Source organism: Rothia sp. HMSC064D08, assembly GCF_001809525.1.
GTDB lineage: Bacteria > Actinomycetota > Actinomycetes > Actinomycetales > Micrococcaceae > Rothia > Rothia dentocariosa.
In genome coordinates this window covers 443,036-465,549 of sequence record NZ_KV797895.1, presented here as the reverse complement: position 1 = coordinate 465,549, position 22,514 = coordinate 443,036, and the positions used below count along the sequence as shown (strand labels likewise).

The following is a 22,514-nucleotide window of genomic DNA, read 5'->3' as shown; positions in this document are numbered from 1 at the left end:
TTCCTTTCATATAGTGTTGTTTGATAATTTTTGTGGGTAGATTTGGTGCAACGTGCCTCGGGGCGAAGCTCACCGGGTTCAGGCCAGCAGCCCCGGAAGAAGCGAGATCACAATCGGTATGATTCCGCAGCAGATAAAGGCCGGAAGAGAGCACAGTCCCAGCGGAAGAACCAGCGCTACGGCAAGTTTTGCGGATGCGCGCTCCGCCGCCCGGCGTTCCTCAAGCCGATATGTTGCCGCGCAGTGCCGCAGCAGCGCCGCACTGGGTGTTCCCGCCGAATACGCCGGTGCCAGAATCCGAGCCAATTCCCGCAAGAGTGGATGGTCGTAACCGTCCCAGGCGGCCTGCCAATCGGCGCTTACCGTCAGGGTCAAGGTGATGTGCTCAAGCGCATCGCTTATCGCTCGTTCTTCATGCGCGAGTGCCCGGCCAAGAGCCTGTAAGGCGCCGGTCAGGCCGAGCCCCGCACGCAATTGTGCGGCAAGAAGCTCAAGCATCAGTGCCGGATCCAGCGGCTCAGTCTCTGCAGAACCGCTAAACCCTGCCGGTTCTTTCTGCGGTTTCTTTTCTCTTCGGCGCCGCCTAGTTCCTTGAGCGCGGGCATTCTTCTGCGCGGGTTCCTCGGCCAGCACGGAGCTGCGTTCGGCCCGGTGCACAAGCCGAGCCGTCCAGCGCCGCCCAAGAAGCGCCAGCGTGATGCCGACAAACCCAGTCAGCAGTCCAGCCAGCGAACCAGTCAGCGCACCGACGGGATCCGTTCCCATCAGCCAGCCCATCGCCAGCCCGATAAACGGCAGCCACGACAGTATCTTGCCGGTCGTTTTCGGCCCCGTCAGCGCACTTTCTCGCCCAAGAAGAGCATCCAGGTGTTCTTCGGCGTGTTCGGCCGCAGCCCGTAGGGTCTGAGCCAGGGGTGCGCCAGTAGTTTCGTTCATACGTAAGCACAGGCCAAGTTCGCGGATGCGCTCCCGGCTGTGTGCTCGCCGCGCGCTAAGGGCGCCCAGGGTTGTTCCCGCCGCGAAACCAAGCTGTTCTTCACGGGCCAAAGTGTCTAATAGCTCGTCAATATCGTCTTGGGTTTGCCGGTATGCCCGCTCGCGTCTGCTGCCCGTCAGTCGGTGCAGCGCCCGGCGAAAGAGCGAGGACTTTTCGGGTCCGTTCCCATCAGCGTTCCCCGTTTCCCGACTTTGTGCTGCGAAACCGTGAACCGTAAGGCCACCAGTGCCAGGCGGATGCCGGGTACGGTTTTCAGCCGTTGCTTCGCGCAGACTCAGGCCCGCATCCAGGGTTGCAGATATACCGCGCAACGCTTGCGGCCATAGACGCATCTCGGTTGAGGTTGGTGGAGTCGGCGGGATAAGCCTTTGAAACCGTGTCTTTAGCCGAGGCTGTGTTGTGGCGGGCAGATACTCGCCAAATGCCATGCTGTCGCCTGCGTTTTTACGCGCCTTTCTCTGAGACGAACCGGCGGCGTGCGTCTTATGATGCACCATCAGGCTCATAGTTCCTCTCCTTCCTGGCTACTACGGTTGGTTTGTTCCCCTGGTACAGCTGTATAGGACGCGACAGAATCGGTGCGAACCCCCGGGTCGTATCCATAGGTACATGCGGTCGGTGTAGTCTGCGTTTCGGGGGTTGCGCCGCGGTGTTCGTGTGCGGGCTGCGCGGTTGCCGAGCGTGCATGGGCAGCGTGCCTATCCGGTGAAGCAGCGTCCGTGGGAGAGCTCGGCGGTAAGTTTTCGCCGTTCTCCTCCGACAGGGTGCCACCCGCCGAATTGTCTGCCGTTGAGCCTTCGCCCGGCAAGAGTTCACCAGCAGGCTCAGGCTCGCACGGCGTTACCACCAGCGCATCCTGGCGCAGGTCAAGCCGGTAAATTCCAGCGATCCGCCGCACGCCCTGCACCTGTTCCAGGTGAATAATGCGGTCAAATGCGGTAGAAGCGTGCAGGGCGACAGTGCGTTCATCCAAACCGGCGAGCGCACCCAGCGCGGCAAGACGATGCGGCACAGCGAATGCGGAATTCGCGTGCAGCGTTGTACCTGCGCCCTGGTGCCCGGTGTTCATGGCGTTAAGCAGGTGCAGGATTTCAGAGCCGCGACACTCCCCCACCATAAGCCGATCGGGTGCCATACGCAGAGCTTGCACCAGCAGGTCTCCCAGCGTGATCTCTCCGGCGCCTTCGGCGTTCGCGGCACGGGTTTTGAGGCTCACCGTATGCGGATGCTGCGGGCTCAGTTCCGGGGTATCTTCCAGGATCATGAGGCGTTCCCAGGCTTCGCATTCGCCCAAAAGCGCGTTGAGAAGCGTGGTTTTTCCGGTACCGGTTCCCCCGCTGACGACAAAGTTCTGCCGCCGCGCAATCATGGTGCGCAAGGCTTGCTCGGTCGCCGCATCAAACATGCCGCTTTCGCGGAGCGCGGTAAGTGTCAAACAGCTTTGGGCGGGCAGACGAATAGACAGGTGTGTTTTCTCGACCAGCGGCGGAATGACCGCGTGAATACGCCGACCGGAGTCGTCGTGCACGTCGTCCGCAGGATGCGCCGCATCAAGCCTGCCGCCATGCGCCCTAATGAGACGGTTGGCGAGTTGGCGTACCTGCGCCTCGGTCTCGAAGGTGAGGGTTACCGGTTGGGTTTGTCCGTGCGCCTGAACCCACACATCCTGCGGGGAATTCACGTAAATATCGGTGATTCCGGGAATATGTGTGAGAGTTTCAAGCGCACCCAGACCGTAAAGTTCGGCGTGCAAGCAGGACAGCGCACGCGATACGATGTCGGGCTCGTGCTCGACGGGAAACTCGTGGTTTTCGTCCCCGTACATGTCCTCTTCACAGGCCTGCTGCACCGCCAACGTTAGGTCTTTACTCGACCACAATCGGGGATTTTCGCCGTCTGCCGAAGCATCGGGTGAAGCATGATCGGTCTCGGCGTGCGGGCTGGGTGGGCGCGCCAGCAGGTAGGTGAGGGCATGCCGGGCGATGCGCCGCGCGCGGTGATCCTCAAACACCGGAATAGGCGTGAGCCCCAGGCGTTCTCTCGTCTCGACTGAAAAGTCGGGTGCCATCAGCTCTTGAGGCGGCATGCAGGTGCCAACAATCGAGAGGGTTTCGGGCGGGGCATAGTTTCCGCAGGCGACGAAGTCTGTTTGCTCGGGGGCAAACCCGTCGGTGCCTGCTGTCTCGGCGCTACTCGATCTATAAGCGCTACCGGCGCCGCGAGAGAACGCCCGGAAAACGCCGTGTTCTGCCGTTCCGGTTCGAAATACTGCCTGAGGTGAAGGAGGTAAAGCTGCCATACCCCTATTTCACAGGTTTTCGCGCATGCGCACGGCAACCGAGCAGCAGACTGTGGATAACTTCGCCCTATGGGACACTTTTACGGGGTATCCACAGGGCAGGAGGCCATTCCCGTACCATCTCTCCGCCCGCCCAGCGTGCACACCGCGCTTTTATGTCGCTCTATGACGCGCCGCGCCGTGCACTTTGTGCCCGGCTCATCACAGCCCATCACGAAGCGGTTTCAATGCCTTCACCCTATTGTCTTGTCTTCGCGAGACGGTTTATGTACCGGGTTATAAGAAGAAACACCAATGATTCCCGCCCAGCACAAGATAAGTCCACCAATCGCGGCGACAGACATGAACAAGAAGGTCAGCAACAGAGAGATAGAAAGAACCACGGGCAGCATCAACCCGACTCCGTAGAGGGGAGCCCCCAAAGCACCACCGGCGTTCCTTGCGAATTGAACAAACCCGCTTGTCACAGCCTCGCTCCCGCCACTGATCGCATCCTGGAGCCTCACGAAGATCGCGGGCATACCAATGCCAACACCGATGCCCACGAGTGCACCTCCCACAGTCAGCGACCAGATATGAGGCACCAGGCACGTCAGAACACCGATAGTCGCCGTCAGCCACCCGATCACCTCTGTGCGCGCATGATGCGCGCGCAGTCCGCCGATTGCGGAACCGATGCCGCTTCCCGCCACCAGAGGCAATACCAACCACCCTAAAGTCGCGACATCCATATGCAGCGTATGGACCATTAACATGGGCAAATAGGCGGCGGCACCGAAGGCAAGGCTCGACAAACCCGCCGTGCTGATCAATCCTCGTACGAGTACCGGCTCAGCCAGTACAGACAGGAGGCTTCGCGCTTCAACGGGTTCACTCGGCGACCGACTTCCGGGGATGCTCAACGAGAGGGCAAGAGCCACGACAGAGAGAAGAGCAGGACTTGCGAACGCCACACGCCAGCCGAGAACTGAGGTCAGCCAGCCCCCGAGGGGCGCCCCGATCAGTGTCGCAACAACCTGCATTGAGCCCAGCAGACCGATAATCCTGCCAAGACGTTTATCACGCCAGTACCGGGTCACAGCCGCCATGCTCGCGGGCACGATGATGCCAGCGCCAAGACCCTGAATAACCCTGAACATAATGAGCTGCACCATCGACTGAGACTGCGAAGTCAACACTGTAGCCGCTGCATACAGCAGGGTACCCACAACATAAACCTTTCGCGGTCCTTGGCGGTCGGCCCAGCGGCCACTGTTCAGAAGCACTGCGGTGGACGCTAACATATAGGCACCCACAACCCACCCCACGGTGCTGTGACCAGCAAGCTCGGAGGCGATCGTCGGCAAACTGACCGTGATAAAATTCTGCATCAGCGTAGCCGAAGCAGACCCAATGAGCACGGCTGCCAGACACCAGTGACGACGATTCATCTGCCCTCACTCACTTTCGACCGGTGTAACCAGTCCTGTGTTCCCATCGACCCGAATCGTCTGACCCGACACAATATCCTGCGTACCGGATTGAGTGCCAAGTACAGCGGGAATCCCGACCTCGCGCGCAACGATAGCCGCGTGAGAAAGCGGACCTCCAGTATCAGCCACCACGGCGGCAGCCACATTGAACAGTGGGGTCCAGGTGGGATCGGTGTACCGGCACACGAGCACTTCGCCCGGTTCCAGCAGCCCGAACTCTTCCGGCCCGTGGATAACCCGTGCCGTGCCCATCGTCACCCCTGGACTCGCGCCAACCCCTTTGATGCCGTCCGTCTCGGACCGGTGATTCCCTCGCTCCCACCACAAGGTTTCAGCGGTTGTGCGCTTCTGCTTTCGGCGCGAAATCCTCTGCTGCAGATCGGAGGACGGTTCTTCTGCAAGCAGCGCAGATTCTACCTCATCAAATAGCGCATAGGTTACATCTGAGGGATTCGCCAAGATGCCGCGTTCAACGAGTCGATGTGCGATCTCGTCCATGACCCTACGAGCCTCAACAAACCATTCCTCAATAAGGTACAGAGAGCCTTCACGTGCGACATGCAGAGCCCGCAGCGCGGTGACCGTCTTATCCCAACGTTTATGCAGGAACCGTGGCAGTCGGCTGCGCACAAGCTGACGTTTATCGGCCCGATCTGCATCCATGGTGTGCCTGCCACGAATGCCGGCGGCAATCAGTGTGAAAAATGATTCGGGGTTCTCGCCCCAAGACCTGCTTGAATAGGGCAGGTACATGCGCGGTGTGCGCGCCCCAATCCGCGACAGCGTCTGCTGAACCTCTTCGAGAAACGCTGGCCCGTTGGCGTGCTTCGAGAGAGATTCAACCGGGTTATCCGTTTCCACAAGGACGTCGTCGAGACCGAGTTCGCGGGCGCGCTCGCAGAGACGCGAAATCTCACGGTCGATATGTGCCGTCACAAAATCGAGGTTCGCGAATAAATCCTCGGTGGTGACGCTCGGGCCGAGCCGCGCAATTTTCATCATCACATCCGCCTCAGCACGTTTGAACATTAGCGGCATGAGGTAGCGCGAGAAGCGAGCGAGCGTAAGCTCAGCTGCCGCATCAACCGCACGGTGGCTCCGCGCAATCAGATCACGGTCGGTTATACTCTCAAGCGTCCGGTTATCCGCCTGGAATGCTTCAAGTTCATGTTTCCAGTCCAGCGAATCTGCATCCCAGTCGGGATTCGCCGACGAAAAGGCCTGTCGAATCGTGCGCGGCAAGTGCGTTACGATGCGCGGCGAAACACGCGGCCACGTTGCGTGGATGCTCGCAATCCCGTCATCGCTGATGCGGATAACACGATCAACGGGTGGTGTATCCACACCGAAGGAACCGAGAACTTGCTGAACTTCCTGCTGTACCTTGCGCACGGGCATGATGTCCAGGGGATACGGTGCGGGATAATGCTCGATCAGGTCATCACGCATCATCTGCAGAATCTTTGACTGTGCAGGTCCGTGTCCCGAGTCGGTGTTCGACAGATTCGATAAAGATGTAATCGGTCGAGTCTGCAAGAGGTAGAGCTCATCGCCGCATATACCCCACTCGATATCTTGGGGTGCGTTGTAATAGGCGGATACCTGCCGCCCGAGAGCATGGAGCCGTCGAAGATCGGAGTCTGACAGGCATGAAGCCGCGCGATCATTCGGTGGAACCGGGCTTCTCTTAGTCCCGCCAGTGTGGTCGAGGTCGATGCGCGTTTCTTTATCCCCGATGATCGTCTCGACGGCGTGCCCCTGTGAGTCCAGCGTAAATGTATCCGGGTTGACGTGGGCGGCGACGACGGACTCGCCAAGACCGTAGGAGGCGCTGACGAGCATCCGGTCCGTCATGCCAGAGATAGGATCTGCCGTAAATAAGACGCCCGCCACGTCTGCAGCGACCATTTCCTGCACTACCACGGCAAGTTCCGCCGATTCGTGGGAGAACCCGGCTTCTGTGCGGTATGCCACTGCCCGATCCGTCCAGAGGGACGCCCAGCATCGCCTTAGAGCATCGACAACAGACTCTTCTCCCTGCACACCGAGATAGGTATCCTGCTGCCCCGCGAAACTCGCGCTGTCCAGGTCTTCCGTTGTCGCTGATGAACGTACCGCCACAACCGGCGATCCCAGCGCCCGATAAGCCTCGATGACGGCATCTCGCACGGCACGCGGGACTTCCTGCTTCAGGATCAGCTCTCGTGCAGCGTGAGAGTTCGTACCGGTTGCCTCGTGAATAATATCTTCAGCAATCGGTGCGACGGCTGCCCTGTAGGCGTCGGTTGTCACGCAAAATCCTGGCGGCACGTTCAGACCGGCGCGATGCATCGTTATAAGGTTGGCTCCCTTGCCGCCGACGCTGACTACCTGAGCGTCCCCGGAGGGATGACCTCGCCGGAACCAGGATATGAACGCGGTCGTCTCTTGTTCGTGTGGAGCCTTCATCGTCCGATCACCGCCTTAATCGTGCTTCGTGTCGCTCTTTGTCCTGTCTCAACGGCAAAGCGTTTCTCTATTCTTTTAGAATATCTGCCGCAGCGGTGTTTGGACATAGATTGCTGTCATCGAATTCGCCCTGACATGCAGGTTCACGCATAACCGTCTTCGCATATTCGGGGTTCTCTCACCGATAATAGGAATGTGTACATTCTCGTTGTTCCCCTCGATGCGCCCGCCAGCGGTTCGGTCATTCCGCTGGATGCGCATCCCGCGCGTGCCCACACGGTCACGGGAACATCGGGGCATGGTTCCCCATCCTCCCCCGCTTTTTGGGGAGTTTTTCACGTCGAATCTCTCGCCCCGGCGCAACTGACCGGCATGCACACGAAGCTCAATATTCTGCGCGCCGACCGCGTGAGTACCGGGAATCTGCCCGCCTATGTGCGCGAAGTTGAACGCCGCTCTGACCCGCGCATTAACCCCGAGTCGAAGCAACCGCACGCACGCTGGATATGGGCTGACACCCGCACGATTGCGCCTATTCTACTGCGCAAAGGGGTGCGGGTTCAGCTGTGCCACGATATGCGCTTGGTACAGCGAATTTTGCTCACCGCGAGTACTCACCCGAGCGGGCATGTTCGTTATGAACCCGTTCTCGACCTGGCGCAGGATACTGTCGAAAAACCTGCAGGTAAGCTGCCCGTCGCACGCCAAATTGCCGGTCAGGGTGAGCTTTTCGGGGACGACTTTTTGACGGCGGCTGAGGAAAATACTGTATCTGGTCATGAGGCGGCGCCCCCAACGCTGACATCGGCAGATACCGAGTTGGTGCACCAGCATCTCGATGAATTTACCGCGCAGCTGCGGGCGATCGCCACCGGTGCGCATCCCGAAAGGCTGCGGTTATTGGCGGCGGCGGAATCGGCAGGATCCCTGGTCGCGGCAGAAATCGAATACTACGGCATTCCTTTTGATACCGCCGTGCATGATGCCCATTTGACTGAGATTTTGGGCCCGCGCCCGCCTAAAGGCGAGCATCCCGCCAAGCTGATGGAGCTTGCCGAGCAGATTCGTGCCGACCTTTTCGCGCCCCATCTGAATCCAGATTCCCCGCAGGAACTTTTACGCGCGCTTCACGCCGCCGGGGTGAATGTGCCCAGTACCCGCTCCTATGTGCTCAAGGGCTGGGCTGAGGAGACTGCCACGCAGCGGGAACGGCGGTGGGCGCTCATCGAGCCCATCCTCAGGTACAAGAAGCTGTACCGCATCTTTACGGCGAACGGGTGGTCTTGGGCGGATTCCTGGGTGCGCAACGGTCGTTTTCGCCCGCATCTTGAAGTTGGAGGCGCCGCGACCGGGCGGTGGGGCGCATCCGGCGGCGGGGCTCTGCAGCTTCCCGCCGAGATCCGTTCGGCAATTCTAGCGCCCGAAGGCGAGGTTTTTCTCGTTTCTGACGGTTCGCAGATTGAGCCGCGTATCCTGGCGGCGCTCAGCCACGACGAGGCGCTGGCATCGGCGGGCCGCGGCACCGATATGTATGCGGGAATCGCCGAACTCGCCCGGCTTGAGGGCGTGGCGCTCACCGAACGCGCACAGGCTAAGGTGGGGCTTCTCGCCATTATGTACGGCGGGCGCAGCGGAGAAATTGGGGCGCTGCTGCCGCATGTTGCCAAGCTTTTTCCGCGTGCGATGGAGTTTACGGAACGTGCGGCGCGCATCGGCGAGGTCGGCGGGCAGGTCACCACCTTTTTGGGGCGCACCTCACCCGCGCCAGACGAACGTTTCAAACGGACGGTCGCAGACCGTTCTACCCCGGCGGCGGAGTCGCGTGCTGTCTCACTTTCGCGCTCTTACGGGCGTATGACCCGCAACTTTGTGGTGCAGGGAACGGCTGCGGAATGGGCGCTGTGCTGGATGGGCAGGGTGCGTTCGCGTCTGCTGACCGAGACGGTTTTCGGCATGCCTATGCGCACCAAAATTGTCTATTTTCTGCACGATGAGCTGCTGCTGTGCGGCCCCAAGCTTGAGGCGGAGCGTGTCGAGAGGATTCTGCGGGAGTCTGCTGCAGAGGCGGCGCGCCTGCTTTTCGGGACGGTGCCGGTGGAATTCCCAGTCTCAGTGACGGTCACAACCAACTATGCCGAAGGTAAATAGGTCCACGCCGCCTACGCTCGTTTCTCTTCCCTCCCGCGAGCCTTTAGACACCCGCCAACGGCTGCTTACCCAGATGCGGGCGCAGGTTTAAGTACCGAAGCATCCCACGGTACTGTCCAGGTGAGCGCATCAAAAATCTTATCGAGCACGATCGCAGTGAATCCCCACACGGTGAACTCGACCCGCGCATCACCGCCAGAGTGCACGACCTCAAACGCCGGGGTTTTATGGGTTATGCGCCCGCGCTTCACATATGCCGTATGCCGGTTGGCGGGGTTGAGCAAATCTCGCACGGGCACCCGCGCAATCAGGGCAGACTCGTTCGTATCGACCACGCCAACCCGCGTGGGTGAAGCCCACCACCCCAGCACCGGGGTCACCCTGAAATCGCTCACGGCAAGCGGCAGGGTCGGCAGCTCCCCCAGAATTTCAACACCCGCAGGGTCAAGACCGGTCTCTTCCACGGCCTCGCGCAGGGCGGCGATGCGCCCCACCGGAACTCCCTGCTGGCGCGCCAGTTCGTAATCCTCGGGGTCGATTTTGCCGCCCGGGAATGCAGGCTGCCCGGCGTGTGAGCGCAGAGTATCCGCCCGCACCAAAAGCAGAACGTCCAGGTTCTCTCCCACGCAGTCCGGGCATCCGTCAAAGTCTGCGGATGCGCTCGGTTCATCATCGAGTACTCCGAAGAGAACGAGCACTGCCGCCTCTTTGGAGAGGGTACTGGTGGGTGCGTACCGCATGAGGGATTCTATCTTGAAATCGAGTTTTCCTGCGGCAAGGTTCGCGAGTGCATCGCGGGCTTGTTCGGCGGCGGTGTTCAGGGTGTTAGGCACTCAGCGGGTATCCTTCGGCGTGCAGTTGGCGGCGTGTGGCACCGGTGAGGAAGCGCAGATGCAGGCGTTCGCGACCGGGTGCCATTTCATATTTCATGAGTTTACGCGCTTTGGTTTCGTCCGTCTCGCCTTCACCCCAGGATGGGCACAGGTCGGCGATGGGGCAGACCCCGCAGGCGGGTTTGCGGGCGTGGCAGATGCGCCGCCCATGGTAGACCATGCGGTGTGAGAAGTCGGTCCATTCGCGCGTTCGATAAGCTCGGCAACGTCGTGTTCGACTTTGACGGGATCGTCTTCGGTGGTGAATCCCATGCGCCGCGCGAGCCTGCCGAAATGGGTATCGACGGTCAGCCCGGGTACCCCGAAAGCGTTACCGAGTACCACGTTTGCGGTTTTGCGCCCGACTCCTGCCAGTTTCACCAGTTTATCGAGTGTTCCGGGCACTTCTCCGTCGTAGTCGTCTGTGAGCTGGCGGGCGAGTTTGACGATAGATTTCGCTTTGGCGCGGTAGAACCCGAGGGATTGAATATAGGGTTCGACCTCTTCTTCGGTGGCGGCGGCGAGGGCAGGCGCATCCGGGTAGCGGGCGAAGAGCGCCGGGGTTACTTGATTGACGCGCACATCGGTAGTTTGCGCCGAGAGCACCGTGGCGATCAGCAGTTCAAAGGCGTTCGTGAAGTCGAGTTCAGCCACGGCGTAGGGGTAAGTTTCGCCCAGGATACGGTTAATTTTGCGGGCGCGGCGCACGGTGGCAAGGTGACTTTCGGGGGCTTTGGCGAGTGCTTTCGCGCGGCGGCGTGCCGCCTGTGCTGCCTCAAACTCGGGCACGGTGCGGATGCTTAGCAGCTCACGTTCTTCTTCGGTGAGCTGTAGCTCTGGGGCTGTGTCGGTGGTGCTTTTCGGTGCGGATGCGCTCATAGCGCGAGCCTACCGTTTTTTGTCTGCTTTTCCCAGCTAGGGGTACCGAAGTTCGCCGTTACCGCACAGTTTCTGCCGCTTTTGAGCGGGTAAATATGCCACACTAGGGGTATGTCTGCAACGATTTTTGTTCTGAACGGCCCTAATCTGAATCTGCTGGGGCAGCGTCGCCCCGAGGTCTACGGGTACACGACCCTGCACGATATTGAACTGATGGTGCGCGAGCGCGCCGCCCTGCACGGCTTCGATATTGAGTTTATGCAGTCCAATCATGAGGGTGTGCTGGTGGATGAGATTCAGCGTGCACGCACCCGTGGCGCGGCGATTATTATCAACCCGGCGGCGTACACGCACACGTCGGTGGCGCTTCACGATGCACTGGAGGCCGCCGAGCTGCCCGTCGTCGAGGTTCACCTCTCGAATGTGCACCGACGCGAGGAGTTTAGGCACCATTCGTATGTGTCCCCGCAGGCAACAGCGGTGATCGCCGGGGCAGGCGCCTACGGGTACGTGATGGCGGTAGATTTCTTGGCGCAGCATCTAGAGTCGGAGTAGATTTCTGCGTTAATTGAAGCACCCAGATGGGTTACGTTCTGTTCTAGGGGTAGCTACGATTAACCAACCCGCATTTTTCGATTCCACAGCGGGAAGGTGTACCCACCCCTGAAAGACTTCTTAAGGAGGACACATGAAGATCGCTCTTGTAGGTGCCACCGGAACAGCTGGTCGCGCCACCGCTCACGCCGCCCAGCAAGCAGGTCACGAGGTCATTGCTCTCTCTCGTGCCACAGGCATCGATCTGCATACCGGAGAAGGACTAGCTGAGGCTCTGAACGGCGCCCAGGTGGTCATCGACACGTCCAACGCTTTTCCAGCAGACCCCGCGGCCAGCCTGGTTGATACTTTTTCAGACGTTACCAAAACCCTAGAGAAAGCCTGCCAGCATGCTGGGGTACAGCATCTGGTTCACCTTTCCATCTGCAATATTGACCACCCCGCATTCGACGATTTTGACTACTATCTCGCCAAGCGAGCGCAGGAGAAGGTTTTAGAGGACAGTTCCCTTCCGCACTCCATCGTCCGTTCTGCGCAGTGGATGGAGTTCGCTCTTAACCCTGCAGCCGTCACACAGACCGAGACCAACGTGAAGGTTCAAAACTGGCTGATTCAACCCATCGCTGTGGAGACTGTGGCAAAGGTACTCGTTCAAACTGCGACCGAAAGCCCGCGCAACCGGCAGATCGCTGGGCCCGAGCAAATTTGGCTTCCAGAACTGACCCAAACCTACCTGCACGCCATAGGTGATCGTCGAGAAGTAAGCGTTGTAGATCCTGTCTTAGATGCGCTCGCTGAGGGTGTTCTGCTTGCCCCCAAGAATGCAGAGTTACTTGGGCCCACGGTCGCTCAGTGGGCGGAGGATCAGACACCCACAAACAGGTGACGTATTGGCACAGCATCTAGAGTCTGAGTAGAACCGAGAAGGTTCGTCGTAGAGCCTCAGCGCCGAGCGGTGGGGCGGGCACACAAAGGTGCCTCACGCATCCAATGGTAAGGATACGTGAGGCACCTTATATCTTGGTTGTCATCGCACGGTTACCCAGCGATAACGTTATGCGTTTATCGTGTTACAGCAGTTAGTTCTTGCAGGTTCCGGTCGCCACGGAAGCGGTGTTGCTGCCGCCAGCCTCAAGCGCCTGCTTCAGGGTGGATGCGGTTATCGCATAACCGGTCTGCCCCGTGCTGCTTTCACCGTCGGGAGCTTTACCGAAGACCACGCCCACAACGTTACCGTTTTCGTCAAGAACAGGCCCGCCGGAGTTACCGTGCTGCACATCTGCGGCAAGCTGGTAGACCTGGCGCATCGGGTTAGGCTTACCGGTCTCTACATCAATGGTCTGGGTATTGCCCACACCCTGCACGGTCGCAGGGAGCGCCTTGAACGGTCCGCCCTGGGGGTAACCCATGAAGGTTACGGTCTCGCCAGGATTAGCGTTCCTGCCGATCGGCAGCGGATCCAGGTTCATCCCGGGCACGCGGATAAAGGCAAGATCCTGGGCGGTATCCATATAGACCACCTCGCCCTGCCAGGTGCGCCCGCGCTGATCCCTCACCATAGGCGAGTTCACGCCCGAAAGCACGTGTGCGTTCGTTGCGATAAGCCCATGATCCACCACGAACCCGGAACCGGTTGAAGTGTATCCGCACTGTTCGGCGGCGCCAAGAATCTGCACTACAGAGGCAGAGGCGTTATCGAGAGCCTCCGTCTCTACGCCCTGGGTTGGTGCGCTAGTTTCTGGGGCAATCAGCTGGCGCACCTCGGGAATAGTGCCGGATGCGAGCACATCGTTACGAATATTTTCGATACCGTTGCGCAGACCATCCGGGGTGTTCTCGACCATCCATGAGAGGGTCTTTGAGTTGTTCAACGCGGCGTTGAACTGCGGCAGGGGTACGGTGCGCATCGTGAGCGTCAAAACCACGAGCACAAGCGCGCAGGCGGCAACATTGAGCACGCCGCCAAAGAAACGTTCCACGCCTTTAAGCGGGGTTATATCTGTGACGCGGCGCAGGCTACGGCCGCCAATGAGTCCCAACCACTGCCCCAGCGTTAGGCAGAGGATCAGGATACCGATAGCGGTAATCAGCCCCCATTTAGATCCCACAGCCGCAACGGCAAGCGGGATGAGCCACGCGGCGGCGCATACGCCTAGAGCAAGACCAATAAAGGTGCCTAGCGTGGTGAAGAAGCCACTGCGCAGACCGGCGATGAAATAAAGCACGAGAATGACAGGAATAATAATGTCAAGGGGGCTAAAAGTTGCTGACATGAGCGTCCTCCTTGGTGAATACTAAAATGCGGTGAATCCGCACGGCGCGTCCGGAAGGCACGCCTGAGCATGAGAGAAGTCGAAGAGTTCGTGCGCTGCTCAACGCCCTCTCACACTGTACATGCTGATGCTAGAGTGCGAAGCTGTGAATTTCTTAAGTTTTCCCCGTAAGCGCAGAAAACTTTTCCTCCTGGATGTTGTTTTTTAGATGCGGAAATAAAAAATATGAGGTACGCTCAGTATTAGTATTAGTTGAATATGTCACACACCAGCGATGCGGTTCACATCGTATCCGTCTCGCAGATGCGACCGTGTGACGCACAGATTTTCGAGCGAAAGAATCGCCCGCTATCCCACTCAAGGAGTAACTATGGATCTCGATATCCTTCGTCGTTCCCCGCTTTTCGCGACTCTCGATGACGCCGCGTTCAAGCTGCTTACAGACGATATCCAAGAAATTGATTTGTCCCGCAACGCCGTGCTCTTCTACGAGGGTGACCAGGGCGACCAGCTCTTCGCTGTGCTCTCCGGCAAGGTCAAGCTCGGGCGCACCGCCGCAGATGGGCGCGAAAACATGGTTGCACTCATGGGACCCGGCGACGTCTTCGGCGAGATGGCGCTCTTCGACCCATCGCCCCGCTCCACCAATGCCGTAGCGGTTTCCGAAACACGCCTGGCTGCTATCAAGCACGAATCCTTCAAACGTGCACAGCGACAGGATCCCAGCATCTCCGACCAGGTTATCAAAACCCTGGCACGCCGCCTGCGCCATTCCAACGAAGCGCTGGCAGACCTTGTCTTCTCTGACGTCCCCGGTCGCCTCGCTAAGGCTCTCCTCGACCTTGCAGACCGCTTTGGGCGCCCCGCAACCGACGGCATCCTCGTTGCCCACGAACTCACCCAGGAAGAGCTGGCACAGCTTGTCGGTGCATCCCGCGAGACCGTTAATAAGGCACTGGCAGAGTTCGTTTCCCGCGGTTGGATTCGCCTAGAGGCTCGCGCAGTCGTGATTCTCGATTTGCCGCGACTGCGCCAACGCTCGCGCTAAGCTCTCTGACAGCGCGCAAAGTCTTTACAGAAAACCGCATCCGATACGTCGTGTTATTCAACGATTTCGGATGCGGTTTTTGCGTGCTCTGCATCGAATCAGTTCCAAGGCTCAGGAGGATACTCCACACTCGCTTGACAAGACGACCAGTCATCCCCGGTGCCGCTTCGCTTTGCCGTGGATGACAGCCTTAGGCGCTCGTTGCGGATATCCTCCTGAGCCCAAGCGAGAGTGAGGCAAGTCAGATGTTTCTGATGGGATACTCGTCATAAGTGCCTAAGGGTGGATCGCCTCCAGGCGATACGGGTCCCCTTGTAAAGCGAATGATGAGTATCCCACCGGGATAAACGTTTTCCCTGTGTTCACGTGCCCAGACGGTTCTTCGCGAGGTATCTCCTAGTTAGCAACGTAGACGTGCTGCCGGTTCAGATCCTCACGTTCGGCAATATCGAGCAACGCAGTCGCCATATCCGCTGGAGTAATCATCCAGCCGCCTCGAAGCGGCATGTTGGCATCTAGCCGATAAGAGCCTTTAGCTTTCATCGGCTGAATGCGAGGGGCACGCACCGCCGTCCACTGCGCAGTGCTTTCCCACAAAACCACATCCATACGCCGCATATCATCGTAGGTTGCACCCAAAAAGTGCTGCAGCAGCGGCAATACCACCCAGAGCTTGAAGAGCCCTTGATGAGCCCAATGTTCGGCGACCTCCGAAGAGATCACAACCAAACGTGATACCCCGTGCTCTTGCATAGCGTCCAGAAGATTCTTTGTCCCGGCAGAGTAAAGGGTTGTCGGCGTTTTCGAGGTTCCAATCCCTACGGTACTGATGACCGCATCTACGCCTTGAAGCCAGGGTTTGAGGGCCTGAGCATCAAGAATATCTACAGCGCCCGTGGTTAGGTTCGGGTGTTCAAGCTGAAGATTCTGCGGATTCCGGGCAAGTGCAACTACCTCATGACCACGCGCAAGCGCCTGTTCCACGACCAAACGACCCACGTTTCCGGTAGCACCAGATACTAAAATTTTCATAGTTTTCGACTTTTGTTAGGGAATAGTGACCACAAGTTTACCGCGCACATGCCCCGTGCCCAGTTCCTTATAGCCGTCACGGATGGAATCAAGTTTGAACGGGTACACATGCGCTAAGGTCACGTCAATATCTCCCGATGCCACCAGATCGGCGACTTCTTTCAGGTCACCGGGCTGAGCATGCCGCGCCCCCGTAAACTGTGCGCCCTTCATCATCGCCTTCGGTGTAGGAATCAGCGTGCCCATCGCGGGCCCTTTCAGTCCGAGCTCTGCCCCTAACGGAATATAGTCCCCGCCGTAGCAGTCAAGCATTTTCGTAATCGGGGCCGGGGCAGCCTTGAGAATACGCTCCTTCAAACCGTCACCGTATGCAACCGGAATAGCCCCCAGAGAGCGCACAAACTCCGCGTTTTTCTCCGATGCGATACCGATAACTGTTGTTCCCCGATGCACCGCAAGCTGAACCGCCACGGCTCCCACACCGCCGGATGCGGCACTGATAACCAGCACATCCTCGGGTTTCAGATCGATTGCACGGAACGCCCCACATGCGCTCTCCCCGGCGACGCCCAAGGCTGCGGCAACCTCAAAGTTCAGGTTCTCAGGTTTCGCAACAATATTCTGGGTAGAAGTCACCAGTTTCTCAGCCAGGGAGCCTTCCGTCACGCCGGAGCCGGGAGCGCTGCGCAGGGTTCCCAGTACCGTATCGCCCACAGCAACATTGTTCACACCGGGGCCGAGGGCATCTATCACGCCTGAAAAATCACGCCCCACGCCCTTCGGAAAACGTGCGGGACCGCGGCCAAACCACCAGGACGGGTGACGCAAACGGTTGCTAGTCTCTGCGACACGAAGCGGCTTATACCCCTCAAAGGTTTTCAGATCTATGGGGTTCAGTCCAACCGCTTTGACCGTCACACGAACCTCGTCCTCCCCCGGCGTAGGCTCATCTGTCTCAACCATTTCTAGGACGCTGGGATCGCCATAGGCGTTGTACTGAATTTTGCGAATCATGAGATTTTTCCTTTCACTGTGACTATCTGCCTACAACAAAGGCCGGATTCTCCACACATTGCGGAAAATCCGGCCTTCCAAGTTTTATGAGGGGGCAACAGAGGTCGACCTGAGTGGACCGACTGTGCCAAGCGTTCCTGTTTTAGATGACACCGGCACAACTTCGGTAAACGAAAGCATACACGCGCCGTCGTTCTTCACGAGCACGGGTTTCTTCACCTCAACGGTACGACGCTTTGCCAGCCACGATACCCCGGTTTCTGAGGCGGCGAGCGACTCAAGCATGCACATCACGGCGGGAGTCACCAGTTCCTCAAGGGTCTTACCCACCGTATTCGGCTGCCCGATACGATCCCCCAGTTCCGAAGTATCCTTACTCTCCATGAGCGTGCGCACATTCACCCAGCTGCCCCACACACCTTTGCCTTCCAGCAGCTTGGCGTTCTGTCCCACGGGAACAACCGTGGTGAAATAGGCGATGTCGTAGCGTTTATGGAAGAAGTCTGGCGACTGCCAACGCGATACCGGGCGCAACAGGTCTGTACGCAGTTTCAGCCCGCTTGAGGTTAGGAACTGCCCGAAGCTCTTGTCTTGATCGGCGATTGCCTCACGCTGACTCATCTGTTCTTCACCCGCGCCGCTTTCGGCGACGTTCTGCCCGTCCTCACCGGCAAGAAGCAGACCGGTCTCTTCAAAGGACTCGCGAATAGCAGCGATCACGGTGCGGCGCGCGCAGGTTACATTTTTGAATTTGAACTTGGCAGACCATTCATCGGGGGTCGGACCATACCAGGGGGTTGCGTCGTCGTCACCAGGGGTCACAGTACCGCCCGGAAAAGCGACAACACCCAAGGGTGAAGACCCCGGACGGTAGGTCAGAATGGTTTCAAGACCGTCTTCGCCGTCACGCACAAAGATGACTGATGCCGCTTGGCGGAGCGAGCATGCCCCCGCATCCTCACCGCCTTCGGATACCCATGTTTCGGCGGCGGTGCGCATAAACTCCGGGATTTTATAAAGACGCTGAATCTGTTCGGTGCGTGCGGCAGGTGCAGAAGACCGCCCGGTAAAGATGCGCGGCTTCCGTTCTTCACCAACCACCGGAACTACTCCGGTGTACAGCTTCTGAGAAGGTGTCGTAGTCATGATCCTGAGAATATTAGACGTACTCGACGATGATTTCAACCTCAACGGGAGAGTCCAGCGGAAGCACCGGAACACCGACCGCCGAGCGGGCATGCGTACCAGCCTCACCAAAGATCTCACCCAACAGCTCAGAGGCGCCGTTGATTACGCCGGGCTGACCGGTAAATTCCGGGTCTGATGCCACGAACCCCACAACTTTCACGACCTTCTTCACCCGATCAAGATCGCCGATAACGGACTTCACAGCGGCAAGCGCATTCAGCACTGCAATGGCGGCGTACTTCTTGGCGTCCTGAGGGGTCACGAATGTTGGGTCACCCGAATCCGAGACTTTACCGGTGGCGGGCAGCTGACCGCTGACGAATGGAAGCTGCCCGGAGGTATAAACATAATTCCCGCTCACCACGGCGGGTACATAGGCGGCGACAGGGGCTGCGACTTCGGGAAGTTGGTAGCCGAGTTCACGAATGCTCAGTTCATAACGGGATTCAGTCATGGGGTTCTCCAGGGATGTGGTTGGTGGCACGTGCGCCGCATATATGTAGTGTTTGTAGAAGCATATCGCAAAAGGGACGCTAAACCCGGCAACCGGAGGATTCAGGTTACCGGGCGTGGTGCAAGGCTTTAGCCTTCAACTTTCTCGCGCTTGAGGTAGGCGATGGGGTTACCCTGGGTGGGTGCCACCATGTTACCTGCGGGGTTCGGTCCGCTGGGTGCGGGTGCACCGGGCAGAACCGCAACGAGTTCCCACCCTTCCTCACCGTAGTTATCAAGGATTGCCTTGGTGGTGTGCACGATCAACGGCACAGTCAAATATTCCCATTTCTTCATAGCTCTAGGGTAGTCCTGTTCCCCGGCTCGAACAAGGTCATTGCACTCTATTGCAGGTTCAACGCTCTAGGCGTAACAAAGGGGCAGAACGTGACGCCGAACGGTCACCTCGTGCACCGGATACGCCGGTCAGCCCCGCACAGAGTACATAACCCGCGAGATACCGCGGATTTTCGGGACATAGACGCGGTGTTTTCACGATATAACCAAGGATGCGCATCCGGCGCGTTGCCCGCGAAGACGGGAAACCGGCAAGTTAAACCTAGAGTTTAACCCTTTTGAGGGATGCGTTCTCAGGTGTATCCGCTAAACTGAATGAATGGCTTCACGAAAAAAATCGCGCGCGCAACGGCGTCGCCCCAGTGACTTTTTGCAGTTTGTGGCGTTCAGTATCATTGCCGGGTTCTTGGTAGCAATTATCGTGGTACCCCCGGCGGTAGGTGTTGGCATGGTCGCTAATGCCTCAATGGCGTGGTTCCAGGATCTTCCGGAAGATATTTCAGAAGGTCCTTTCTCACGCCCATCAACCCTGTACGCCTCTGATGGTAAGACCGAGCTTGCGACCTTCTTCGAGGAAAACCGTACAGAGGTTAAGCTCGATCAGATGTCACCGCATATGCGTGATGCCATTATCTCGGTGGAAGACCGCGACTTCTACAACCACGGCGCCGTATCAGCTATCGGCATTGGTCGTGCGTTTGCGAATAACTTCCTGAACCCGAAGAAGCGTCAGGGTGCATCGACGCTCACGCAGCAGTACGTGAACAACCTGATCGTTGATTCCGATGTGCAGCGCGGCGCAGACCCCACAACCCTAGGCGGGAATAAAGGCTATCTCGATAAGATCAAAGAGATGAAGCTCGCTATCTCGATGGAGCAGAACAAGTCTAAAGACGAGATTCTTGAGGGCTATCTGAACATCGTGAACTTGGGCGGCACCAACTACGGTGTTGAGGCGGCGGCCCAATACTACTGGGGTATTTCCGCGAAGGATCTTTCGGTAGCCCAATCGGCCCTTCTCGCGGGTCTGGTGCAGTCACCGAACACCTATGACCCAACAACCCACCCCGATCTGGCGCGTGAACGCCGCGATGTGGTGCTTGGCACCATGCTTCGTGACGGTAAGATTTCACAGCAAGAATACGATGAAGCCATTGCATCGCCTATTAAGCTCAATGTTCATCCGCCTGAGAAGGGCTGCTCTGTTGCGGGCGAAAGCTCATTCTTCTGTAACTACGTGGTGAACTATGTTGCGCTCGACGAATCTTTCGGGGCAACTCCTGAGGAGCGTTTGAACCTGCTCAACCGCGGCGGTTTTAAGCTTGTGAGTACCCTAAACCCCGAAGCGCAGAAGATCGCTAAACAGTCTGTGGAGGCTGTTCAGCCCGGTTCCACCAACACCAACAACGTGAACGCCGCTTTGACCAGTGTGGAGCCTGGCAGCGGTCGCGTGGTGGCGATGGCTCAAAACGCCGAATGGGGTAAACCCAAGGATGCGAATGACCACTCGCAAACCCAGTTCAACTTCAACGTAGATTCGCTCTATGGCGGCACCCCCGGATTCCAGCCGGGCTCAACCTTCAAGCCTGTGGTGCTGTCCCAGTGGATTAACTCTGGTCGAGGTGTGAACGCCCAAATCGATGGTACGGCTCTATCCTACCCAAGCAGCTTTGGGTGGAACGCCCGCTGTGTGGAGGGCGGTAAGTACTACTACCGCGACTCCGCTAACGGCTGGTCCTTCAAGAACGCGGTTCCGGGATACCAGACCTGGGGTACGGTCACCCACGGTATTCGTGTTTCGGCTAACTCCTACCTGTACTCGATGGTCAGTAAGCTCGACCTCTGCGATATCAGCGATATGGCGAATAAGCTGCACCTGCACGACGGTCTGGGCCAGCAGCTGTACGATCCGGGTCTGCTCAGTGCAAACATTGGTGGTACCAGGTACGGTGCTACCCCGCTGACCATGGCGAGCGCATACGCAACTTTCGCGAGCGAAGGTAAGTACTGTGAGCCGCGCCCACTTGAGAAGATTACTAAGAGTGACGGTTCGCCCATGAAGACTTACGAGTCTAAGTGTGAGCAGGCAATTAGCCCGGATATTGCTAATGGTGTGAGCTACGTACTCAAGGGCGTGCTTGCCTCCGGAGGTTCAGCGCCTAAGCGCGCTATCGGTCTGCCGGATGCTTCCGCCGCGAAGACCGGTACGAACGATAACTCCTCACAGACCTGGATGGTCGGTTACACCCGCGGCCTGGCAACTGCTTCGTGGGTGGGCAGTAACGACCTGGGTTACCGCTCGATGAACGGTATTGCGATTAACGGTCGCGTGCTGGAGTACGTGGACGGTGCGACCTATGCGGGTGCCCAGTGGCAGCAGTTCATGCAGGCCATGGCACCGAAGTACAATACCGAGAAGTTTACTGAGCCCCCGGCATCGGTGACGTCAACAAACGTCAACGGTAACTAAGAGGGCGTACTGAAGAAAGGCACACGATGTGTGAGAGCGCATCCGGTGCCCGCGCATCCGTGGCGGCTTCTGAAGCAGCACGTGGTTCGCACTTCACACAGAGTATGGTGAAGTTTGCGGCTGCGGGGCTTGCTTTGGGGGCCGCCACGGCGGCGTATGGGCGCTTCGTCGAATTGAATAATTTTCAGGTGCGCGAGGAAACTCTCGCGGTGCTTCCGGTGGGGTCGCCGAACTTTAGGATTCTGCATATTTCGGATATGCATATGATTCCTGGGCAGAGGGCGAAGACCGAGTTCATGCATTCTTTGGCGGGCCTGAACCCGGATTTGGTAGTGAATACGGGCGATAACCTCTCGCATGTGGGCGGGCTTGACCCTCTCTTGGAGGCACTTGACCCTCTCCTGGATTTTCCGGGGGTTTTTGTGCCCGGCTCGAACTGCTATTTTGCTCCGGTGCTGAAGAATCCTGCACGGTATCTGTGGCAGGCGCGCACGCCTCAGGAGATTGAGGAGGGGTCGCGCGTGCCGCTTCCGATTGAGCGTATGCATAACGCCTTTGAGTCGCGCGGCTGGGTAGGGCTTATTAACCGGTACGACGGCATCACGCTGAACGGGTTGCGCCTGGATTTTTCGGGGGTGGATGATCCGCATCTGCGTTATGATGCTCATCCGGGGTTCTCACCGCAGGCGTTTGAGTCTTCGGAGGTGCCGAGTATTCGTGTGGGCGTTGCCCATGCACCGTATATGCGCACTCTGCACAGATTTGTTCAGGATGGTGCCGAACTTATTTTTGCCGGTCACACGCATGGCGGGCAGGTGTGTCTGCCGGGCGGTCGTGCGCTCGTGAGTAACTGTGATTTGCCGCCGTCGCGGGCGAAGGGTGTGAGCTATCAGGGCAACGTTCCGGTGCAGGTTTCGGCGGGGCTGGGGACCTCACGGTTCGCGCCGGTGCGCCTCTTCTGTCCCCCGGAGGCGGTGCTCGTCACCCTCACGGCAAAGAACGGGTAGATTTTCTTCCCCTTCAGATTCCG

17 protein-coding genes and 1 pseudogene are annotated in these 22,514 nt (G+C 58.5%); 6 read left to right on the top strand and 12 right to left on the bottom strand.

Annotated elements, in window-relative coordinates; all coding sequences use genetic code 11:
- Positions 1–78: 78 nt before the first annotated feature.
- From HMPREF2625_RS04330 to HMPREF2625_RS04315, 4 genes are all read right to left on the bottom strand, one after another.
- Entirely contained in the window at positions 79–1,503 is a 1,425-nt protein-coding gene (locus HMPREF2625_RS04330) for a type II secretion system F family protein (RefSeq protein ID WP_070522154.1), read from the bottom strand.
- On the bottom strand, positions 1,500–3,296 hold the full coding sequence (locus tag HMPREF2625_RS04325) for a TadA family conjugal transfer-associated ATPase (protein ID WP_246826656.1): 1,797 nt from the start codon (positions 3,294–3,296) through the stop codon (positions 1,500–1,502). Before HMPREF2625_RS04325 ends, HMPREF2625_RS04330 begins: the two co-directional genes overlap by 4 nt.
- Before the next feature lie 233 nt (positions 3,297–3,529).
- Positions 3,530–4,726 carry an MFS transporter gene (locus HMPREF2625_RS04320; RefSeq protein ID WP_070522151.1) on the bottom strand — a complete coding sequence of 399 codons (1,197 nt, stop codon included), beginning with the start codon at positions 4,724–4,726 and terminating at the stop codon, positions 3,530–3,532.
- Positions 4,727–4,732: 6 nt separating this feature from the next.
- Positions 4,733–7,216: a PEP/pyruvate-binding domain-containing protein gene (locus HMPREF2625_RS04315; RefSeq protein WP_070522148.1), complete on the bottom strand. Its 2,484-nt coding sequence runs from the start codon at positions 7,214–7,216 to the stop codon at positions 4,733–4,735.
- A gap of 195 nt (positions 7,217–7,411) precedes the next feature.
- On the opposite strand from HMPREF2625_RS04315, the gene HMPREF2625_RS04310 reads away from it, so the two are divergent.
- The gene (locus HMPREF2625_RS04310; protein WP_083295614.1) at positions 7,412–9,364 is read left to right on the top strand and encodes a bifunctional 3'-5' exonuclease/DNA polymerase; all 1,953 of its coding nucleotides are present in this window, start codon (positions 7,412–7,414) and stop codon (positions 9,362–9,364) included.
- A gap of 65 nt (positions 9,365–9,429) precedes the next feature.
- Here HMPREF2625_RS04310 and HMPREF2625_RS04305 read toward each other — a convergent pair whose 3' ends face one another.
- Both HMPREF2625_RS04305 and nth read right to left on the bottom strand, forming a co-directional pair.
- Complete coding sequence (locus HMPREF2625_RS04305; RefSeq protein WP_070522145.1) at positions 9,430–10,197, bottom strand: NUDIX hydrolase; 768 nt, start codon at positions 10,195–10,197, stop codon at positions 9,430–9,432.
- A pseudogene (gene nth, locus HMPREF2625_RS04300) lies at positions 10,190–11,115 on the bottom strand (endonuclease III). The gene HMPREF2625_RS04305 and the pseudogene nth overlap by 8 nt, the downstream one beginning before the upstream one ends.
- 111 nt (positions 11,116–11,226) lie before the next feature.
- Between nth and aroQ the strand changes: the two are divergent.
- Positions 11,227–11,670: a type II 3-dehydroquinate dehydratase gene (aroQ, locus tag HMPREF2625_RS04295; RefSeq protein WP_004005487.1), complete on the top strand. Its 444-nt coding sequence runs from the start codon at positions 11,227–11,229 to the stop codon at positions 11,668–11,670.
- Positions 11,671–11,803: 133 nt separating this feature from the next.
- Positions 11,804–12,556, top strand: a complete 753-nt coding sequence (locus tag HMPREF2625_RS04290; RefSeq protein WP_070522142.1) for an SDR family oxidoreductase — start codon at positions 11,804–11,806, stop codon at positions 12,554–12,556.
- Between the two features lie 193 nt (positions 12,557–12,749).
- Here HMPREF2625_RS04290 and HMPREF2625_RS04285 read toward each other — a convergent pair whose 3' ends face one another.
- On the bottom strand, positions 12,750–13,943 hold the full coding sequence (locus HMPREF2625_RS04285) for a MarP family serine protease (RefSeq protein ID WP_048777868.1): 1,194 nt from the start codon (positions 13,941–13,943) through the stop codon (positions 12,750–12,752).
- Positions 13,944–14,313: 370 nt separating this feature from the next.
- Here HMPREF2625_RS04285 and HMPREF2625_RS04280 point away from each other — a divergent pair, with 370 nt between their 5' ends.
- Positions 14,314–14,991, top strand: coding sequence for a Crp/Fnr family transcriptional regulator (locus HMPREF2625_RS04280; protein WP_004005489.1), 678 nt, complete (start codon positions 14,314–14,316; stop codon positions 14,989–14,991).
- A gap of 396 nt (positions 14,992–15,387) precedes the next feature.
- Here HMPREF2625_RS04280 and HMPREF2625_RS04275 read toward each other — a convergent pair whose 3' ends face one another.
- The 5 genes from HMPREF2625_RS04275 to HMPREF2625_RS04255 form a co-directional block, all read right to left on the bottom strand.
- A complete protein-coding gene (locus tag HMPREF2625_RS04275) occupies positions 15,388–16,023 on the bottom strand; it encodes an NAD(P)-dependent oxidoreductase (protein ID WP_070522139.1) in 636 nt (211 codons plus the stop codon).
- A gap of 15 nt (positions 16,024–16,038) precedes the next feature.
- Positions 16,039–17,037 (bottom strand): NADP-dependent oxidoreductase, encoded by a 999-nt coding sequence (locus HMPREF2625_RS04270; RefSeq protein ID WP_070522136.1) that lies wholly within the window; start codon positions 17,035–17,037, stop codon positions 16,039–16,041.
- Between the two features lie 84 nt (positions 17,038–17,121).
- Positions 17,122–18,183, bottom strand: coding sequence for an NUDIX hydrolase (locus tag HMPREF2625_RS04265; RefSeq protein ID WP_070522133.1), 1,062 nt, complete (start codon positions 18,181–18,183; stop codon positions 17,122–17,124).
- Positions 18,184–18,196: 13 nt separating this feature from the next.
- The gene (locus tag HMPREF2625_RS04260) at positions 18,197–18,679 is read right to left on the bottom strand and encodes a RidA family protein (RefSeq protein ID WP_037231231.1); all 483 of its coding nucleotides are present in this window, start codon (positions 18,677–18,679) and stop codon (positions 18,197–18,199) included.
- 128 nt (positions 18,680–18,807) lie between these two features.
- Entirely contained in the window at positions 18,808–19,014 is a 207-nt protein-coding gene (locus HMPREF2625_RS04255; RefSeq protein WP_004005495.1) for a DUF4177 domain-containing protein, read from the bottom strand.
- A 319-nt stretch (positions 19,015–19,333) separates the two neighbouring features.
- Here HMPREF2625_RS04255 and HMPREF2625_RS04250 point away from each other — a divergent pair, with 319 nt between their 5' ends.
- Together HMPREF2625_RS04250 and HMPREF2625_RS04245 are read left to right on the top strand one after the other, a co-directional pair.
- Positions 19,334–21,484, top strand: coding sequence for a transglycosylase domain-containing protein (locus tag HMPREF2625_RS04250; RefSeq protein WP_070522130.1), 2,151 nt, complete (start codon positions 19,334–19,336; stop codon positions 21,482–21,484).
- 26 nt (positions 21,485–21,510) lie between these two features.
- Positions 21,511–22,491: a metallophosphoesterase gene (locus HMPREF2625_RS04245; RefSeq protein ID WP_070522127.1), complete on the top strand. Its 981-nt coding sequence runs from the start codon at positions 21,511–21,513 to the stop codon at positions 22,489–22,491.
- The last annotated feature ends 23 nt before the right edge of the window (positions 22,492–22,514 follow it).

Bases quoted from the DNA above. Each gene is read 5' to 3' on its own strand.
- HMPREF2625_RS04275 (WP_070522139.1), bottom strand. From the start codon at position 16,023: ATGAAAATTTTAGTATCTGGTGCTACCGGAAACGTGGGTCGTTTGGTC.
- HMPREF2625_RS04320 (WP_070522151.1), bottom strand. From the start codon at position 4,726: ATGAATCGTCGTCACTGGTGTCTGGCAGCCGTGCTCATTGGGTCTGCT.
- HMPREF2625_RS04325 (WP_246826656.1), bottom strand. From the start codon at position 3,296: ATGGCAGCTTTACCTCCTTCACCTCAGGCAGTATTTCGAACCGGAACG.
- HMPREF2625_RS04285 (WP_048777868.1), bottom strand. From the start codon at position 13,943: ATGTCAGCAACTTTTAGCCCCCTTGACATTATTATTCCTGTCATTCTC.
- HMPREF2625_RS04245 (WP_070522127.1), top strand. From the start codon at position 21,511: ATGTGTGAGAGCGCATCCGGTGCCCGCGCATCCGTGGCGGCTTCTGAA.
- HMPREF2625_RS04280 (WP_004005489.1), top strand. From the start codon at position 14,314: ATGGATCTCGATATCCTTCGTCGTTCCCCGCTTTTCGCGACTCTCGAT.
- aroQ (WP_004005487.1), top strand. From the start codon at position 11,227: ATGTCTGCAACGATTTTTGTTCTGAACGGCCCTAATCTGAATCTGCTG.
- HMPREF2625_RS04255 (WP_004005495.1), bottom strand. From the start codon at position 19,014: ATGAAGAAATGGGAATATTTGACTGTGCCGTTGATCGTGCACACCACC.
- HMPREF2625_RS04270 (WP_070522136.1), bottom strand. From the start codon at position 17,037: ATGATTCGCAAAATTCAGTACAACGCCTATGGCGATCCCAGCGTCCTA.
- HMPREF2625_RS04290 (WP_070522142.1), top strand. From the start codon at position 11,804: ATGAAGATCGCTCTTGTAGGTGCCACCGGAACAGCTGGTCGCGCCACC.
- HMPREF2625_RS04260 (WP_037231231.1), bottom strand. From the start codon at position 18,679: ATGACTGAATCCCGTTATGAACTGAGCATTCGTGAACTCGGCTACCAA.
- HMPREF2625_RS04315 (WP_070522148.1), bottom strand. From the start codon at position 7,216: ATGAAGGCTCCACACGAACAAGAGACGACCGCGTTCATATCCTGGTTC.
- HMPREF2625_RS04265 (WP_070522133.1), bottom strand. From the start codon at position 18,183: ATGACTACGACACCTTCTCAGAAGCTGTACACCGGAGTAGTTCCGGTG.
- HMPREF2625_RS04250 (WP_070522130.1), top strand. From the start codon at position 19,334: ATGGCTTCACGAAAAAAATCGCGCGCGCAACGGCGTCGCCCCAGTGAC.
- HMPREF2625_RS04330 (WP_070522154.1), bottom strand. From the start codon at position 1,503: ATGAGCCTGATGGTGCATCATAAGACGCACGCCGCCGGTTCGTCTCAG.